We start from the raw sequence: 16,269 nt of genomic DNA on the forward strand, positions 1-16,269 counted from the left end.
GAAGGCCTGCGGGCTTTGTCTTGGGTGGGGACGCGATCAGCGCGGCAGGTGGAAGGCGTTGCTGCGCACGGGCGAGCGCTTGAGCGTGAGCGCCACGTCACCATCGCGCGGCTTCGCGCTGGCCGGGCGCATGCCCGGGACCTGGGCCGGGCAGCGGCCGCTGATGCGGTGCTCCAGGGCGGCCGCCAGCATGGCCTCGCCCGGGTTGGACAGCTCGTGGCCGAGGTCGTCCGCCACCACGCAGCCGGGCAGGCCGGTCGCGCCGTTGCCGGCGGGCACGAAGCCGTCGGCATAGTCGCCGAAGCCCTTGTGGTTGACCCCGCCGAACTCGATCGGGAAATAGGAGTTGCCGCAGTTGTCCTTGGCGGTGAAGCCATAGGGCTTGCCGCAGGTCTTACCACCGATCAGCACCACCTCCACGTCCACGCCGCGCAGGCCGTTGATGAATGCCTCGCTGGCCGAGCAGGTGCCGCTTTGCGCCAGCACATAGACGCGCCTGAGGTTCAGCACGGGCAGCGGTCGCTCGGAAGTGCACTGGAAGCTGGCGTTGAGCAGGCAGGAGACGCTGTAGAAGGGCGTGGTGCCGCCTTCCTTGGCCTGGCGCAGGCTGTTGTAGCGGCTGCGCTCGAAGTCCTTGCCGCTGGTCTGCTGCGAGCCGGCGACCATATAGGCCAGCTGCGAGGCCATGAAGAGCAGGCCGCCGCCGTTGTAGCGCAGGTCCACCACCAGGTCGGAGACACCGGCCTGCTGGAAACGCGTCATGGCATCGATCAGCTGGATCTCGCCCTTGGCAATGTGGGTGTTGAAGACGAGGTGGCCCACCTTCCTGCCATCTGTGCCGGTCAGCACCTCGTCCAGGGTCACCGGCTGGGTCTCGACTTCGGCACTGAGCAGGCTCACCTGCACGTTCTGCCCACCGGCACGGCTGAAGCTGAAATCGAAGCGCTTGTTCAGCTGGTCGGGGCTCATCATGTCGTTGAGCGCATCGATGCCGGCGCGCTCATTGCTGTCGGCGGACACGCCATTCACCGTGAGCAGGGTATCCCCCCGCTGCAGGCCGGCGCGCTGCGCGGGGCTGCCGGGCATCACGTAGGCGATGCGGATGCCGCGCGGCGGCGTCGGAGAGGCGATGGTCCATTCGATGCCGAAGCCCGCGTCCACGCCGGCCTGGGTCATCTGCACCCACTTCGCCGTGGGGATCATGAAGCTGAAGCGGTCCTGGCGTGCGCCGCTGGCCGTCAGCACTGGGCTGCGCAGGGCGTCGAAATAGGCTGCCAGGGAGCCCTGTACATCGGCCGTGTTGCTAAAGGGCGCGGCGCTGGCGTTGACGTTGGGCACGGACTCGCGCCACAAGTAGGCCTCGTCGAAGTACGAGCGCATCCAGCGTTTCTCCTGGCTGAGGCTGCCGTTGCGGTTGCCGGCCGGGGCCTGCGCATTCTCCGGCGCGCACTGCTGGGCGTACGTGGCGCTGGGCTTCAGGGGCTCGCTGGGGGGGGTGCTGGGTGTGCTGGGCGTCGAGTTGTCCGAAGGCACGTTGCCGAAAACCGGCGCCCCCGCATTGGAACCGCCACCGCCACAGGCGCTCAGCAGCGCGCAGGCACCCAGGACGGCGCCAAGGGCCGCCCCATTCCATCGTGTATTCATCCATCCTCCTCGTGCGGGGTGATCTGAGTCACCTGACACCGGGTTTGCATCATCAGCGGCGAGGATCGCCGCACAAAACCCGCGATTTGACACCGCAGCCTGGCCATGCACCCGGCCTTGCGGGCGGCAAACGCACAATTACCCGAGCCGGCGTGCTGGACTGCACGGGTTTTCGCCAAGGGGGATGCCCCTGAGCAGCAATCTGCGGCAACAAAGCGGGCGCGCGGGGCGGCTACGCTGCAGGCTTTCGCCGGGACCCTGGGGAGGAGTCCCGCCGTGCCCCCGTCCGCGGGGCTTCCGATGACCGGAGGAGTCGTCCCAATGAATCAGACCACGAGCCGGCAGCGCCGGCTGCCCCTGGTCCTGCTGCTGGCAGGCCTGCTCGCCCTTGGTGCCTGTGGCTCGGGCGACACCACCGTCGCCCCTGCCCTGCAGGCCAGGGACGACAGTGCCACGGTGGACAACGGCGGCGCCCTGTTGATCGACGTGCTGGCCAACGACCAGGGCCAGGGCTTGGTGCTGGACAGCGTGCAGCCGCCCGGCCTGGGCCAGGCCAGCATCGAGGGCGGAAAGATCCGCTACACGCCAGGCACCAACGCCCTGGGCCAGGACCGCTTCACCTACCAGGTGCACGACGCACAGGGGATCACGCAGCAGGCCACGGTGTCGCTGACCCTGCGCCGCGAGCTGCAATTGGAGGGTCAGGTCTTGCTGGACGGCCAGGGGCAGCCGCGCCGCAGCCTGGAGCTGCTGTCCGGCGAGCAAGCCCTGGCCAGTGCCCAGACGGACGACAAGGGCAGCTACCGCCTCCAGCTGTGGCTCAGCAACAGCAGCCAGCTGGACAGCCTGCTGCGCCTGCGCCTGAAGGAAGACAGCGGCCACCCGCGCGACCGTGCCGAGCTTTACCTGGCGTCCGGCAGCACCCTGGTGGCCCTGGCCGGCAACGCACGGCGCCTGGAGGCCGGCCGCGTCTCCGCCCTGAAGGTGGACGAGTGGAGCATCGGCGAGGCCGCGCTGCTGCTGGGCCAGCACCGCAGCCTGACCCAGCAGGACAGCCTGACCGACGAGTTGGCCCTGCGCCACGCGGTGTCCGGCTATTCCCTGGATGGCATGGGCGACCGAACAGCCCTGGTCCAGGCCGCCCGGCAAGGCCTGGTGCCACTGCCCACAGGCATCGCCACCTTGGCCCAGCTGCTGGCGGACGAAACCGGACTGCGGCAGTTCCGTGCCGCGGCCCAAGCCACCCTGGGCGACACCCTTGAGCGCATGCGCCAGGACGCCCAGACCGCGCTGCTGGCGCGCAGCCCCTTCACGCAGGACAGCCTGCCCGCCCGCTACATCCTGGGCCCCGTCGGCGCCCTGGACCAGGCGCCCGTCTTCAGCACAGCCAAGAACAGCGCCCTGCTGACCCTGCAGACCGGTGGCACGGGGCAACTGCGCCCCCGCCAGAGCTTTGCACCCGCCCATGGCGCCCTGCGCTGGGAGATCAACGGCAAGGGCGCCCTGCTGCTCAGCGGCAGCGGCACCGAACAGGTGGCAGGCACGGACATCTTCGACAACCCCTATCACCAGTACCTGCAGGGCCTGCGGCGCCTCGGCCGCTTCGCCTTCGGCGACGTGCTGCAGCTCAGCGTGTGCACCAGCGAGTTCGACTGCGGCCCCGAGGACGGCAGCGCCGTGCAGGGCGAGCAGCTGAGCCTGGGCCTCAGCGACGCGCCGCTGCCCCTCCAGGCGGCGGAGGTGCCCGGCCGCTGGTTCCTGCCCATTGCCGAGACCCAGGAGCTCAAGGCCCACACCGGGGCCGGCCCCCTGCTGGCCATGCCGCTGGAGCTCCGGGCCGACGGCAGCATCACGGGACGCAGCTGGCGCTGGCGCCTGGACGGCGGCGAGCTGCTGGTCGAGAACGGCAGCAGCCAGCGCTGGCGCCTACAGCTGATGCAGCGCAGCGCCCCCCGTCAGTTCGTGATGCATGCCCTGTACGAGGGACCGCAGGGCCAAGGCGCCAGCCTGGGCGAGGCCTATGTCCAAGACCCCGCCCTGAGCTGGCAGCGCAGCGACCTGATCGGCGAGTGGCGCATCAACCGGCTCTTGCGCACCCTGCAGTTGCGCGCCGACGGCAGCGCCAGCCTGCTGACGCATCACGACGCCTACCAGGGCAGCTGGACGCTGGCCGCGGATGGCAGCCTGCAGCTTCACCTTGGCAACGAGAGCGCCGACTTTGTCCTGCAATGGTGGGGCCTCAGCAGTGACAAGGCCGGGGCCCTGGTGGTGGAAGGCGGCCATGCCCTGGCGAAGCCGGACCAGGCCTTCGCCAGCACACCCTATCGCTACGAGCGGGCCTCGCCCTGAAGCGGCTCGCGGGGAGGCGCCCGGTCGGCGCCTTGCTAGACTCCCGCGGCGGCGGCTTCGCGCGACCGACGCCGACGGCGCGCCCGCCAGTCCGCGCTTGTGCAGCCGGCCCCCGGGGCCTGCCGACGCACCAGACAACCATCAGCGGTAACGACACCGCAGGGAGGAACCCATGAACAAGAATTTCTGGCGGCGCCTGGCCGCCGCATGCCTGCTGAGCCTGCCCTTGGCCCTGCTGGGCCGGCCGGCCCTGGCCGACGAGGCCCCCGATCCTTCTGCCCAGGTCTTCGCCGAGGCCAAGCAGGCCGCCACGGCCGGCCCCAGCGACGTGACACTGGCCAACCAGGCCGTGCTACACCTACCCGCAGGCAAGGTCTTCATCCCCCAGCCCCATGCTGCCAAGCTGATGCGCGCCATGGGCAATCCGGGTGACTACAGCGACCTGCTGGGCCTGGTCTTCCCCGAGGGCGGCGAGGAGGGCTGGTTCGCCGTACTGCGCTTCGAGGGCGCCGGCTACATCAAGGACGACGACGCCCGCGACTGGAACGCTGACGACCTGCTGAAGTCCTACCGCGAAGGCACTGAGGCCAGCAACGCGGAGCGCGCCAAGATGGGCGAACCTGAACTGGAGATCGTGGGCTGGGCCGAGAAGCCCACCTATGCCGCCGACAGCCACCGCCTGGTCTGGGCCATGAGCTCCCGCAGCAAGGGCGCGCCGGCCGAGGAGGAGCAGGGCGTCAACTACAACACCTATGTCCTGGGACGCGAAGGCTACCTGAGCCTGAACCTGGTGACGGGCCTGAAGGAGCTGGGCGCGCACAAGGAACAGGCCCGGACCCTGCTGGGCGCGCTGGACTTCAATGAAGGCAAGCGCTATGCGGACTTCAACAGCAGCACCGACAAGGTGGCCGAGTACGGCCTGGCCGCGCTGGTGCTGGGCGTGGGCGCCAAGAAGCTGGGCTTCTTCGCGGTGATCTTCGCCTTCCTGGCCAAGTTCGCCAAGCTGGCCATCCTGGCCGTCCTGGGCTTCGGCGGCGCCATCCTCAAGTTCTTCAAGCGCAAGCCCAAGGAAGAGGCCGTGGCCGTCGAGACCCACCAGGACACCCTGCCCATGCCGCGCCCCGAGGGTGGCAAGGCCGCCGAATGATCAAGCTGCTCCTGCTGCTGTTCTCGGGGCTGAAGCTGGGCAAGCTGCTGCTCTCCGGCGGCAGCATGCTGCTGGCCCTGGGGGTGTACGCCCTGCTGTATGGCTGGCGCTATGCGGCAGGTTTCATCGTCCTGCTCCTCGTGCACGAGATGGGCCACTACCTGGCCGCCCGGTACAAGGGCCTGGACGTAGGACTGCCCACCTTCATCCCCTTCGTGGGCGCCTGGATCGAGCTCAAGGACCAGCCGCATGACGCGCAGACCGAGGCCTTCGTTGGCCTCGGAGGCCCCCTGCTGGGCACGGTGGGCGCCACGGTTTGCTACCTGCTGGCACGCAGCTGGGGCCTGGACTGGCTGCTGGCCGTGTCCTACGCAGGCTTCTTCCTCAACCTCTTCAACCTGATCCCCGTCTCGCCCTTCGACGGCGGGCGCATCACCGCCGTACTCTCGCCACGCATCTGGCTGCTGGGCGTGCCGTTGCTGGTGGGGCTGTTCGTGTGGCGCCCCAGCCCCATGCTGATCCTCATGGCCGTGCTGGCCTGGCCGCAGCTGTGGAAGGCCTGGAAGTACCGCAGCGACAGCGCCGAGGGCCAAACCTACTACGCCGTGCCCGCCGCGGTGAAATGGGAGTACGGCACCTACTACCTCGCGCTCGCCGCCTTCCTGGCCCTGATGAGCCACGACGTGCACGAGATGCTGCAGCGCCCCGCCGGCCTGCACTGAGGCCGCCCCTCCCGCCCCGCCTTCTCTGACTTTCATCATCACGCCCCCGGCGGGTGCACACTCGCCGCGGTCGAAAACCCGCACCGCCACCATGACACGCACGCTCCACCCCCTGAGCCTGGCCCTGGGCCTGGCCTTTGCCTTCGGCGCCCAGGCGCATTCACTCAAACCCGTGCACAGCGTCGAGGGCATCAGCGAGTACCGCCTGCCCAACGGCATGCAGGTGCTGCTGGCCCCGGACGCCTCCAAGCCCACCACCACGGTCAACGTGACGTACCGCGTCGGCTCCCGGCACGAAAACTACGGCGAGACCGGGATGGCCCACCTGCTGGAGCACCTGATCTTCAAGGGCAGCCCCAGGCACCAGGACCCCTGGGCCGAGTTCACCAAGCGCGGCCTGGCCGCCAACGGCTCGACCTGGTTCGACCGCACCAACTACTTCGCCGCCTTTGCCGCCAACGACGACAACCTGAAGTGGTACCTCAGCTGGCAGGCCGATGCCATGGTGAACAGCTACATCGCCCGCCGCCACCTGGACACCGAGATGACCGTGGTGCGCAACGAGATGGAGATGGGCGAGAACGACCCGGGCGGCGTCACCACGCAGCGCACCCTGGCCTCCATGTACCAATGGCACAACTACGGCAAGGACACCATCGGCGCCCGCGCCGACGTCGAGAACGTGGACATCGGCCGGCTGCAAGCCTTCTACCGCACCTACTACCAGCCCGACAACGCCACCCTCATCGTGGCCGGCAAGTTCGACGCGAACAAGGTGCTGGACTGGGTGGAGCAGAGCTTCGGCAAGCTGCAAAAACCCAAGCGTCAGCTGACCAAGCTCTACACCATCGACCCGGTGCAGGACGGCGAGCGCGCCGTCACCGTGCGCCGCCAGGGCGGCACGCCCATGAGCCTGGCCGCCTACCACGTGACCCCGGGCGCACACCCGGACCAGGCGGCCATCGAGGTGCTCAACCTCATCCTCACCGAAGCCCCTGGCGGTCGTCTGCACAAGCGCCTGGTCGAGGAGACCAAGCTGGCCGCCAGCGTGGGCAACTTCGGCCTCGCCCTGGCCGACCCGGGCTTCACGATGATGATCGCCGAGCTGGCGCCGAAGGCCTCGCAGGACGAGCTCAACCGCGAGCTGCTGGCCGTAACCGAAGGCTTCGCCGATCGCCCCGTGACCGAGGAGGAGCTCAAGCGCGCCCAGACCCGCTGGCTCAACCGCTGGGAGAAGCTCTTCACCAGCCCGGAGCAGGTGGGCATCACCCTGTCCGAGACCATCGCGCAAGGTGACTGGCGCCTGTTCTTCCTGCTGCGCGACCGCGTCAAGGCCCTGACCGTGGCCGATGTGCAGCGCGTGGCCACCGAGCGCTTCCTGCCGGCCAACCGCACGCTGTCGCAGTACATCCCGACCGAGAAGCCCGTGCGCTCCCCGACCCCCGCCTTCGCGGACGTGGCCGCCGAGCTCAAGAGCTTCAAGCCGCAGGCCGCGGCCGGCGTCGTCGCCGCCTTCGACGCCAGCCCCGCCAACCTGGACCGCAGCACCCAGCGCAGCCAGCTGCCCAACGGCCTCAAGCTGGCCCTGCTGCCCAAACCCACCCGCGGCGAAGCGGTGCGCGGCGTGCTGTCCCTGCAGCTGGGTGACGCCAAGCGCCTCTTCGGCCAGCAGAGCGTGGCCGAGCTGACCGCCGCCATGCTCAAGATGGGCACCGTCGGCAAGACCCGCGAGCAGCTGCGCGACGCGCTGGACGCCGCCAAGATCGAGCTGCAGATCAGCAGCCCCTCCGCCGACCGCGTGGTGCTGAGCTGGAGCACCAAGAAGGAATTCGCCCTCCAGTCCCTCAGCCTGATCGGCGAGATCCTCAAGCAGCCGCGTCTGGAGGCCGCGGCCCTGGAGGAGCTGCGCGCCCAGTCGCTGACCGGCATCCAGGCCCAGAAGGACAACCCCGAGGGCATCGCGCAGAAGGCCGTGGGCGTGGCCCTGAACACCGAGCCCCGTGGCGACGTGCGCCATGTGCGCAGCTTCGAGGAAGAAGAGGCGGACGTGAAGGCAGTGACGCTGGACCAGCTCAAGGCCTTCCATGCTGCCTTCTACGGCGCCGACCAGGCCCAGCTGGCACTGGTGGGTGACTTCGACGCCGCCGCCGTCAAGAGCGCCGTGAGCGCCGAGCTGGGCAGCTGGAGGGCCCAGGCCGCCTACAGCCGCATCCCGCGCCAGCACGTGGACAAGCCCGGCCAGGTGCAGCTGCTGCGCACGCCGGACAAGCAGAACGCCATGATGCTGGGCATCCAGTCCCTGCCCCTGGACGACAGCACGCCGGACCTGGCGGCCCTGCAGCTGGCCAACCACATCCTGGGCGGCGGCGGCAGCTCGCGCCTGTGGACGCGCATCCGTGAGAAGGAAGGCCTCAGCTACGGCACCGGCACCGGCATCAACCTGGGCGCCGAGGACCCCTCCGGCGCCTGGTATGTCTACGCCATCTTCGCGCCGCAAAACCGTGAGAAGGTCGAGACCGCCTTCCGCGAGGAAGTCGCCCGCGCATTGAAGGAAGGCTTCAATGCCAAGGAGCTGGACGAAGCCAAGCAGGCCCTGCTGAACCAGCGCCGCCTGGGCCTGGCTCAGGACGGTGCCGTGGCCGGCATGCTCAGCAGCCAGCAGCGCCTGAACCGCAGCTTCGAGCGCGAACAGAAGCTGGACGAGGCCCTGCAGAAGCAGACGCTGGAGCAGGTCAACGCGGCCCTGCGCAAGCACTTTAAGCTGGAGGCCTTCCAGCTCGTGTTCGCCGGCGACTTCAAGTAAGGCCGGCCCCCGGCCTGCCCGTGCGCAGGCCCGGGGCATCCGTGCCGGCAGCGATGAGGGGGCCCGCCTTGGCCAAAGGCTGGCCCCTTTTTTCATGTTTCTTTCTTGACCACGCCCCGGCCCGCCACGCTGCGCATCCTGCGCCACGCGGCGCTGGCCGGGCGAGGCAGGCACCTTCTGCTCGGGAGACCCCTCGCCATGTCACAAGCCCCCCACGCCGGGACTGCCGCGCCCCAGCGCTGCAGCGGCGCCTTCAAGGTCAGCATCCAGGCTCCGCAGATGATGCCCAGCCCCGACGGCGGCCCGCCCCAGGCCCGCCGGTCCTTGGAGAAGCAGTACGAAGGCGGTCTCCAGGGCCGCTCCCTGGGCGAGATGCTGGCCGCCGGCCATCCCCAGCAGGGCGAGGCCGCGTATGTGGCGCTGGAGTCCTTCCAGGGCACGCTGCAGGGCCGCGCGGGCGGCTTCGCCCTGGCCCACCTGGGCCTCATGCATGCCGGGCGGCAGGACCTTCGCATCGCGCTCGTCCCGGGCTCCGGCACAGGCGCGCTGCAGGGCATCACGGGCGAGCTGACCCTGCGCATCGAGGGCGGCGTGCACCACTACGAGCTGGTCTACACCTTGCCGGCCGCAGTCGACGCCACCCCGCACTGAGCGTGGACGGCGAGGCGGCGCCTGTCGGTATCGCCACCTCCTCCCGGGATTGACGCTTGCCGGGGCCGGGCGCAGCATGGCCCCGCCGCGGCGTTTCGGCACAGAGGAGGACGGATGAGCACGCTGAGTTCCCCAACGCCCCCCCAGGCCCGCTGGCGCGACCCCAAGCGCTGGTGGTGGCTGATGTCCCCGGCCTTCCCGGCCCTGGTCTGGCTCAATGTGCTGCGCTACCTGGCCACGGGCGATGAGATCTGGCTGTGGATCAGCACCCTGGTGGTCTATGCCGGAATCCCGCTGCTGGACACCCTGCTGGGTCAGGACCGCAGCAACACCCCCGAGGACCAGCGCGCCCGCATCGAGTCCGACCCCTGGTACCGCGTGCTGGTCGTGCTCTTCGTGCCGCTGCAGTACGGGCTCACCGTGCAGGGCGCCTGGGTGGCCGCCACGCAAGCCCTGAGCCTGTGGGGCTGGCTGGGGCTGGTGCTCAGCGTGGGCGGCATCAATGGCGTGGGCATCAACACCGCCCATGAGCTGGGCCACAAGCGGCCGCGCTGGGAGCGCTGGCTCTCGCGCGTCACCCTGGCGCCGGTGGCTTACGGGCACTTCTATGTGGAGCACAACCGCGGCCACCACCTGCGCGTGGCCACGCCGGAGGACCCGGCCAGCAGCCGCATGGGCGAGAGCTTCTGGGCCTTTCTGCCGCGTACGGTCTTCGGCAGCCTGGCCTCGGCCTGGGCCATCGAGGCCGAGCGTCTGGCCCGGCTGCGCCTGCCCGCCTGGCACTGGCGCAACCAGTGCCTGCAGGCCTGGTCCATGACCCTGCTCTTCTACGGCGTCCTGGCGCTGTGGCTGGGGGCGCCGGTGCTGCTCTTCCTGGCGGCCCAGGCGGCCTACGGCATCAGCCTGCTGGAGGTCGTGAACTACATCGAGCACTACGGCCTGCTGCGCCCGCGCGATGCCCAGGGCCGCCTCGCGCCCTGCGATCCCACGCACTCCTGGAACTCCGACCATCGGGTGTCCAACGTCTTCCTCTACCAGCTGCAGCGCCACAGCGACCACCACGCCCACCCCGGCCGCCGCTACCAGGTGCTGCGCCATTTCGACGAAAGCCCGCAGCTGCCCTCGGGCTATGCCGGCATGCTGCTGCTGGCCTACGTGCCGCCGCTGTGGTTCCGGGTCATGGACCCGCGGGTGGTTGCCCATTACGGCGGCGACCTCGGCCGGGCCAATCTGCAGCCCTCTCGCCGGCAACGCCTGCTGGCGCGCTGGAAGGCCGCCGCGGCGCGCTGAGCGCAAGCCCCTGCGGGCCGCAGCCACCAGCAAGACCTGACCCTGTCCTCTGCCCCCGGGACAGGCCCGGCCCGAAGCGCAGGCCCTCAGTCGGCCAGCAGCGCCCAGCGCTCGTGGTCTCGCCAGCGGCCCTTGATCTTGAGGTAGCGCGGCGAGAAGCCCTCCTTGTGGAAGCCGCAGCGCCGCGCCAGGGCCAGCGAGGCGGCGTTGCCCGGCTGGATGTTGGCCTCCACGCGGTGCAGCTTCAGCACGCGAAAGGCATGGCGACAGACGGCCTGCAGGCCCTCGCTCATCAGACCCTGCCCGGCGTTCGCTGCGAAGGCGTAGTAGCCAAGGTAGGCGCTGCGCAGGGCGCCCATCACGATGTGGCTGAGGTTGATCACGCCCACCAGGCTCTCGTCGTCGCGCCGCAGGACCAGGAAGGACTGCTGGCCCGGCTGGCGCATGCGGTCCAGCCAGGCCAGGTAGGCCACGGCATCCGCTGGCGGAGACACCCAGTCCCCGTGCATACGCCGGCTGGCGGCCACGGCGGCGAGGAAGGCGGGGGCGTCGCCGGCCTCGGGCGGGCGGAGGTAGATTCGAGCAGGAGGCATGCTGGGCCATTGGAACGCGGGGGCTGAATTGTGGCCTGCCCCTTCTTGACAGGAACACCCTCCGCGTAAGATGCCCCGCACCGCACAAGCGCCCCTGGGAGGATGGCGATGTCGTTGGCACCCATGTCGTTCTACGCCGGCCAAGGCCAGCTGCTGGGGATGATCGCCCGCGGCGCGCCCCTGCCGTCCATCCTTGAACAGCTGGCGCGGCTGATCGAGGCCCAGGCCGAGGACCTGTACTGTTCGGTGCTGCTGCTGGACGAGGACGGCCTGCACATCCGCTACGGCGTGGGCCCGCGCCTGCCCGACCGCTATCTGAAGGCCCTTGGCGGCGCGGCCATCGCCCCGGACGCCGGATCCTGCGGCAGCGCCATGGCGCTGGCTCAGACAGTCATCGTCTCCGACATCTGCAGCGATCCGCGCTGGGCCGCCTACAAGGGGCTGATCGAGGCTGACGGCTTCAGGGCCTGCTGGTCGACGCCCATCCTGTCCACCCAGTCCCGCGTGCTGGGCTCCTTCGCGATGTACTACAAGGCTGTGCGTACGCCGGCGCAGTCCGAGCTGGAGCTGCTGGCCGTGGCGACGCAGCTGGGCGGGATCGCCATCGAGCAGCAGCTCAAGCAGGAGCAGCTGCAGCGCTACCAGTCTCAGCTGGAGGCGCTCGTCGAGCAGCGCACGGCCGAGCTGAGGCACGCGTTGCTGGAGCAGCAGGCCTTGTTCGACAACGCCACCGTCGGCATCCTCGTCGTCGATGCCGAACGCCGCGTTCTCCGATGCAACCGCCGGCTGGAAGAGATGCTGGGCTACGGCCCCGGTGAGCTCGACGGCCTGTCCACCCGCGTCTACTTCGAGTCGGACGAGGCCTGGCAGGCCTACGGCGAGGCCACGCGCTCCGCCTTGCATGCGGGGCAGGCCTATGTGGGAGACACCGTCGCCGTACGCAAGGACGGGCGACGCATCTGGTGCAGCAGCCATGGCAAGGCCATCGACCCCGAGGATCCGTCCAAGGGCACGATCTGGGTGGGCGTGGACATCACCGAGCGACGCCTGGCCGAGGCGGCGCGTCAGGAGCTGCTGCTCGAATACCAGGCCATCCTCGACAACGCCTCCCTGGGCATCACCTTCACGCGCGATCGCACCTTCCTTCACTGCAACGAGCGCTTCGACGAGATGTTCGGCTGGCCCGCTCACGCCCTGGTCGGCCAGCCCACCCTGGTCGTCTACCCCGACGAGGCCTCCTTCGAGGAACTCGGCCGCAAGGCCATCCCGGTACTGGGCAGCGGGCAGCGCCTGGATGTGGAGTTGCAGATGCGGCGGCGCGACGGCTCGCTGTTCTGGTGCCGCATGCTGGCCAAGGCCATCGACCCGCAGGACCGCACCAAGGGCACCATCTTCATCACCGAGGACATCACCGCCCGCAAGGAGAGCGAGCGGGCGCTGCAGCAGGCGCTGATCGAGCTCCAGGCCATTTTCGACAACACCAATGCCGGCATCCACCTGGTGCGCGAGCGCAAGACCATACGCTGCAACCGCGGCATGGAGGAGATGCTGGGCTACGGCCCGGGCGAGCTGATCGGGCAGTCCACCCGCGTCATCTTCCCCTCCGACGAGGACTTCGAGGCCCTCGGCCGCAGCGCCTATGAAACGCTCAACCGCGGCGAGGTGTGGATCGGCGAAGCGCAGCTGCTGGCCAAGGACGGCCGCCTCATCGAGGTCAGCACGCACAGCAAGCTGATGGACGTGCACGACCCGTCCAAGGGCACGCTGTGGGTGTCGCATGACATCACGGCCCGCAAGCAGGCCGAGGCCGCACTCCTGGCGGCCAACGAGAAGCTGGAGCGCAGCCTGGCCGTTGTCGGCCAGACCTATCGCGAGGTCAGCCTGCTGGGCGAGCTGTCCAGCTTCCTGCAGGCCTGCGAGACCCCGAACGAAGCCTACGACTGCCTGGGGCGCTACGGGCCACGGCTCTTCCCCGCCAGCAGCGGGGCTCTGTACCTGCTGAACCCAGGCAGCGAGCTGCTGGAGGAGCAGATGAGCTGGGGCGACCCGCAGGAGGCCGATCCCAGCTTCGGCAGCCAGGCCTGCTGGGCCCTGCGGCGCGGGCGCCCCCACCTGCTCAGGGGCGACGGGCACCCCCTGTGCTGCCCCCACCTGCGCCTGGACGCACAGACCGTGGCGAGCACCTGCCTGCCGCTGGTGGCACAGGGTGACACCTTCGGCCTGCTGCTGGTCCTGCACCGCGGTCCAAGCCTCGAGGCCGAGCAGGGCGACATGCGCCAGCGCCTGGCCGTCGCCCTGGCCGAGCAGATGGGACTGGCCCTGGCCAATATCCGACTGCGAGAGACGCTGCGCCTGCAGTCCATCCGCGATCCCCTAACCGGCCTGTACAACCGCCGCTTCCTGGACGAAGCCCTGCGCCGTGAGCTCGCGCGCGCCCGCCGCAGCCAGCTGCCCCTGGCCATCGCGCTGATCGATGTTGACCATTTCAAGCAGTTCAACGACAGGCACGGGCATGACGCAGGTGACCTCGTGCTCCAGGAAGTCGGCCGCGCGCTGGAAGCCTGCGTACGTGCCAGCGACGTTGTCTGCCGCTTCGGCGGCGAGGAGTTCGTGGTGCTGATGCCTGAGCTGCCGCCCGAGCTGGCCCTGCATCGCGCCGAACAGCTGCTGCAGGGCGTGCGCCAGCTGGCGCCAAGCCACGGCGGGCGGCCGCTCGGGCCGCTCAGCGCCTCGCTGGGCCTGGCCATCTTCCCCGGTCACGGCGAGCAAGCTCAGGGGCTGATCGATGCAGCGGATGCGGCGCTCTACACGGCCAAGCGCGAAGGTCGGGACCGCGTCATGCTGGCTGCACAGCGACTGAGCCCGCATGCCAGCCCCCCTGCACCCGCCCGGACCGGCGGCGAGGCGGGCGCGCCGGGCCTGGGCTAGTCTTTGCGCAGCACCATGCCCCCGGGCGCCTTCGCATCCACCCCTTGTCATCCGGAGCCTCCCTATGACACCCAAGAACACCCTGTGCCTCTGGTACGACGGCACGGCCCTCGAGGCCGCCGAGTTCTATGCCCGCACCTTCCCCGACAGCCATGTGGGCGCCATCTGCCGGGCGCCGGCCGATTTCCCCAGCGGCAAGGCCGGCTGCGTGCTGACGGTTCAGTTCAGCGTCATGGGTATTCCCTGCCTGGGCCTCAACGGCGGCCCGGGCTTCCCGCCGACGCAGGCCTTTTCCTTCCAGGTCACCACAGAGGACCAGGCCGAGACCGACCGGCTCTGGGACGCCCTGCTCAACAGCGGCGGCCGACCCAGCGCCTGCGGCTGGTGCCAGGACCGCTGGGGCGTGCACTGGCAGATCACACCGCGAGTGCTCAGCGAGGGCATCTCGGACCCTGATCCGGCGGTCGCGAAGCGGGTCTTCCTGGCCATGATGAACATGATCAAGATCGACATCGCCGCCATCGAGGCGGCACGTCGCGGCTGAGGGCGGCCCGTGGCCAGCCCCGCGCGTGGGCCTGTGCCAGGGCCTGGACTGCCGCAAGCACCACGGCGCCCTCTTTCACGACTCGGCCATCGTCTCAGAATCCGCCGTCGAGCTGAGCGGCCCGAGCCCTCACTTGGCCGGCCGCCTCTTCTGCCCGCACTGCGCGCCCGGTCTTCTCACGCCCAGGGGACGAGGTCGAGGTGCCTCTCCGTGCCCCGGACACGTTCCGCCTGGACGATGCGCCAAGGACCCTGCAGCGCCCCTTGCCAATGCTGCGCGGGTCCCGCCTTGGGCGCCAGCGCTGGGGCTCAAAGAGAGGCACGACCGAACAGGGTCAGGTCTTGCTTCTTGAACTCAGTCCGGCCCGCCCCAGTCCACGAAACGCAGGCCGCTGCGGGCCCGATCAAAGCCCAGTGCCAGCCGGCCCGCCTGGAATCGCAGGACCGCGAAGCCGTCTCCAGGATGGTCCACCCACTCGGTCACCAGGCAGCGCAGGCGAACCCCGCCCTCCTGCGCCTCGGGCATCAGCGCAAAGCTGTCCGGCACCTGGAAGGCCTCGACATCGGTAACGGAGAAGGGCCAGGGGGCGTGCAGGGCTGAGCTGTGGACGCTCAGCAGGCGGACGCGGGGCTGGTCCGCGCGCAGGCCGCCATTGCCGTCGTCCACGCCCACCCAGGCGGTGGCGTAGCCGCTGCGGTGCTCGTCACCGGAGAGGAAGACCACGTCCTGTGCGCCATGCCGCCACAGGGCGCGCAGCAGGTCATGCTGGCTGGCGGGGAAGCCATCCCAGGCATCGCTGGCCGCCGCGGCGCCAGGGTACTCGGCCACGCTGCGACGGCGCGGCAGCAGCAGGGAGCCGCTGAGCACCGCGCGCGGGCGATCGTCCTTCTGCGCGAGCCAGGCCAGCAGGGCCCGCCACTGTTCATCGCCCATGATGCGGGCGGACATCAGGCGGGACTGTGGCCGCGGCTGGCGCTCCAGCCGTGCATCGCAGATGAAGAAACGCACGCCGCGCCAGTCGAAGCGGTGCCAGAAATGCCGATGCAGGCCCTCACGCTCGCCCGGCTCCCAGCGCGCGGCCCATGCGGCGGCGCGGGCGGGCGCGATCCAGCGGCCGCCGTCCACCCGGCCGTCGCCGCGAAGCACCGGGCCCCAGTTGTCCTCGATCTCGTGGTCGTCCGGCGCGTGGACGATGCGCTGCAGCGTCGGCGGCAGATGGCGGACGAGCCCGGCCTTGAAGTGCTGGTAGGCGCGGGTATAGCGCTCCACGGAGTTGTGGGCGTCGGCCAGACCGCCGCTGGCGTCCGCATAGATCTCGTCGCCCGCGATCAGCAGCAGGGAGCAGGCGCGGCCCTCGGGCGTGTGGCGGGTGAAGTCCACCATCCGTGCCATCGCCGCGTCCACGGGGCCGGCGCGGCGCGGGTCGCGCTCGGCGCCCTGGCGTGCGTCCAGCAGGCCCGGCGGGTACTGGCAGGCGGCCAGGATGAAGCTCAGGCCTTCCTCGCGCGGCGCGGCCTCCTCGGGCTCGGGCCGGGGCACGAAGGCGTGGCGCAGCTCCACTGCGTCCATGGCCAGGGCGGCCTGCAGCGCCGCCTCCA

At 70.0% G+C, this 16,269-nt stretch carries 11 protein-coding genes; 8 read left to right on the forward strand and 3 right to left on the reverse strand.

Annotation, left to right across the window (positions count from 1 at the left end; translation table 11 throughout):
* Nucleotides 1-36 precede the first annotated feature (36 nt).
* Nucleotides 37-1,644: a S41 family peptidase gene (locus H5407_RS18435; protein WP_183105953.1), complete on the reverse strand. Its 1,608-nt coding sequence runs from the start codon at nucleotides 1,642-1,644 to the stop codon at nucleotides 37-39.
* A gap of 321 nt (nucleotides 1,645-1,965) precedes the next feature.
* Here H5407_RS18435 and H5407_RS18440 point away from each other — a divergent pair, with 321 nt between their 5' ends.
* From H5407_RS18440 to H5407_RS18465, 6 genes are all read left to right on the forward strand, one after another.
* On the forward strand, nucleotides 1,966-3,993 hold the full coding sequence (locus tag H5407_RS18440; RefSeq protein WP_183105954.1) for an Ig-like domain-containing protein: 2,028 nt from the start codon (nucleotides 1,966-1,968) through the stop codon (nucleotides 3,991-3,993).
* 172 nt (nucleotides 3,994-4,165) lie between these two features.
* On the forward strand, nucleotides 4,166-5,140 hold the full coding sequence (locus H5407_RS18445; protein ID WP_183105955.1) for a DUF2167 domain-containing protein: 975 nt from the start codon (nucleotides 4,166-4,168) through the stop codon (nucleotides 5,138-5,140).
* On the forward strand, nucleotides 5,137-5,862 hold the full coding sequence (locus H5407_RS18450; protein ID WP_183105956.1) for a site-2 protease family protein: 726 nt from the start codon (nucleotides 5,137-5,139) through the stop codon (nucleotides 5,860-5,862). The genes H5407_RS18445 and H5407_RS18450 overlap by 4 nt, the downstream gene beginning before the upstream one ends.
* Before the next feature lie 91 nt (nucleotides 5,863-5,953).
* Nucleotides 5,954-8,665: a pitrilysin family protein gene (locus H5407_RS18455; protein ID WP_183105957.1), complete on the forward strand. Its 2,712-nt coding sequence runs from the start codon at nucleotides 5,954-5,956 to the stop codon at nucleotides 8,663-8,665.
* Nucleotides 8,666-8,863: 198 nt separating this feature from the next.
* Nucleotides 8,864-9,316 carry a DUF3224 domain-containing protein gene (locus H5407_RS18460; RefSeq protein WP_183105958.1) on the forward strand — a complete coding sequence of 151 codons (453 nt, stop codon included), beginning with the start codon at nucleotides 8,864-8,866 and terminating at the stop codon, nucleotides 9,314-9,316.
* 114 nt (nucleotides 9,317-9,430) lie between these two features.
* Nucleotides 9,431-10,606 carry an alkane 1-monooxygenase gene (locus H5407_RS18465; protein ID WP_404935642.1) on the forward strand — a complete coding sequence of 392 codons (1,176 nt, stop codon included), beginning with the start codon at nucleotides 9,431-9,433 and terminating at the stop codon, nucleotides 10,604-10,606.
* 86 nt (nucleotides 10,607-10,692) lie between these two features.
* Here H5407_RS18465 and H5407_RS18470 read toward each other — a convergent pair whose 3' ends face one another.
* Nucleotides 10,693-11,199 carry a GNAT family N-acetyltransferase gene (locus tag H5407_RS18470; RefSeq protein ID WP_183105959.1) on the reverse strand — a complete coding sequence of 169 codons (507 nt, stop codon included), beginning with the start codon at nucleotides 11,197-11,199 and terminating at the stop codon, nucleotides 10,693-10,695.
* Between the two features lie 108 nt (nucleotides 11,200-11,307).
* On the opposite strand from H5407_RS18470, the gene H5407_RS18475 reads away from it, so the two are divergent.
* Together H5407_RS18475 and H5407_RS18480 are read left to right on the forward strand one after the other, a co-directional pair.
* The gene (locus tag H5407_RS18475; RefSeq protein WP_183105960.1) at nucleotides 11,308-14,127 is read left to right on the forward strand and encodes a diguanylate cyclase; all 2,820 of its coding nucleotides are present in this window, start codon (nucleotides 11,308-11,310) and stop codon (nucleotides 14,125-14,127) included.
* 64 nt (nucleotides 14,128-14,191) lie between these two features.
* A complete protein-coding gene (locus H5407_RS18480) occupies nucleotides 14,192-14,671 on the forward strand; it encodes a VOC family protein (RefSeq protein WP_183105961.1) in 480 nt (159 codons plus the stop codon).
* A 354-nt stretch (nucleotides 14,672-15,025) separates the two neighbouring features.
* On the opposite strand, the gene H5407_RS18485 is transcribed toward H5407_RS18480, so the two are convergent.
* A partial coding sequence (locus H5407_RS18485; RefSeq protein WP_183105962.1) for an alkaline phosphatase D family protein occupies nucleotides 15,026-16,269 on the reverse strand: 1,244 nt, incomplete at its 5' end.

Source organism: Mitsuaria sp. WAJ17, assembly GCF_014174515.1.
Lineage (GTDB): Bacteria > Pseudomonadota > Gammaproteobacteria > Burkholderiales > Burkholderiaceae_C > Roseateles_B.

What these genes read in the sequence shown, in the direction of transcription:
- H5407_RS18455 (WP_183105957.1), top strand. Translation starts at nt 5,954, where the DNA reads ATGACACGCACGCTCCACCCCCTGAGCCTGGCCCTGGGCCTGGCCTTT.
- H5407_RS18445 (WP_183105955.1), top strand. Translation starts at nt 4,166, where the DNA reads ATGAACAAGAATTTCTGGCGGCGCCTGGCCGCCGCATGCCTGCTGAGC.
- H5407_RS18470 (WP_183105959.1), bottom strand. Translation starts at nt 11,199, where the DNA reads ATGCCTCCTGCTCGAATCTACCTCCGCCCGCCCGAGGCCGGCGACGCC.
- H5407_RS18480 (WP_183105961.1), top strand. Translation starts at nt 14,192, where the DNA reads ATGACACCCAAGAACACCCTGTGCCTCTGGTACGACGGCACGGCCCTC.
- H5407_RS18435 (WP_183105953.1), bottom strand. Translation starts at nt 1,644, where the DNA reads ATGAATACACGATGGAATGGGGCGGCCCTTGGCGCCGTCCTGGGTGCC.
- H5407_RS18440 (WP_183105954.1), top strand. Translation starts at nt 1,966, where the DNA reads ATGAATCAGACCACGAGCCGGCAGCGCCGGCTGCCCCTGGTCCTGCTG.
- H5407_RS18460 (WP_183105958.1), top strand. Translation starts at nt 8,864, where the DNA reads ATGTCACAAGCCCCCCACGCCGGGACTGCCGCGCCCCAGCGCTGCAGC.
- H5407_RS18475 (WP_183105960.1), top strand. Translation starts at nt 11,308, where the DNA reads ATGTCGTTGGCACCCATGTCGTTCTACGCCGGCCAAGGCCAGCTGCTG.
- H5407_RS18450 (WP_183105956.1), top strand. Translation starts at nt 5,137, where the DNA reads ATGATCAAGCTGCTCCTGCTGCTGTTCTCGGGGCTGAAGCTGGGCAAG.
- H5407_RS18465 (WP_404935642.1), top strand. Translation starts at nt 9,431, where the DNA reads ATGAGCACGCTGAGTTCCCCAACGCCCCCCCAGGCCCGCTGGCGCGAC.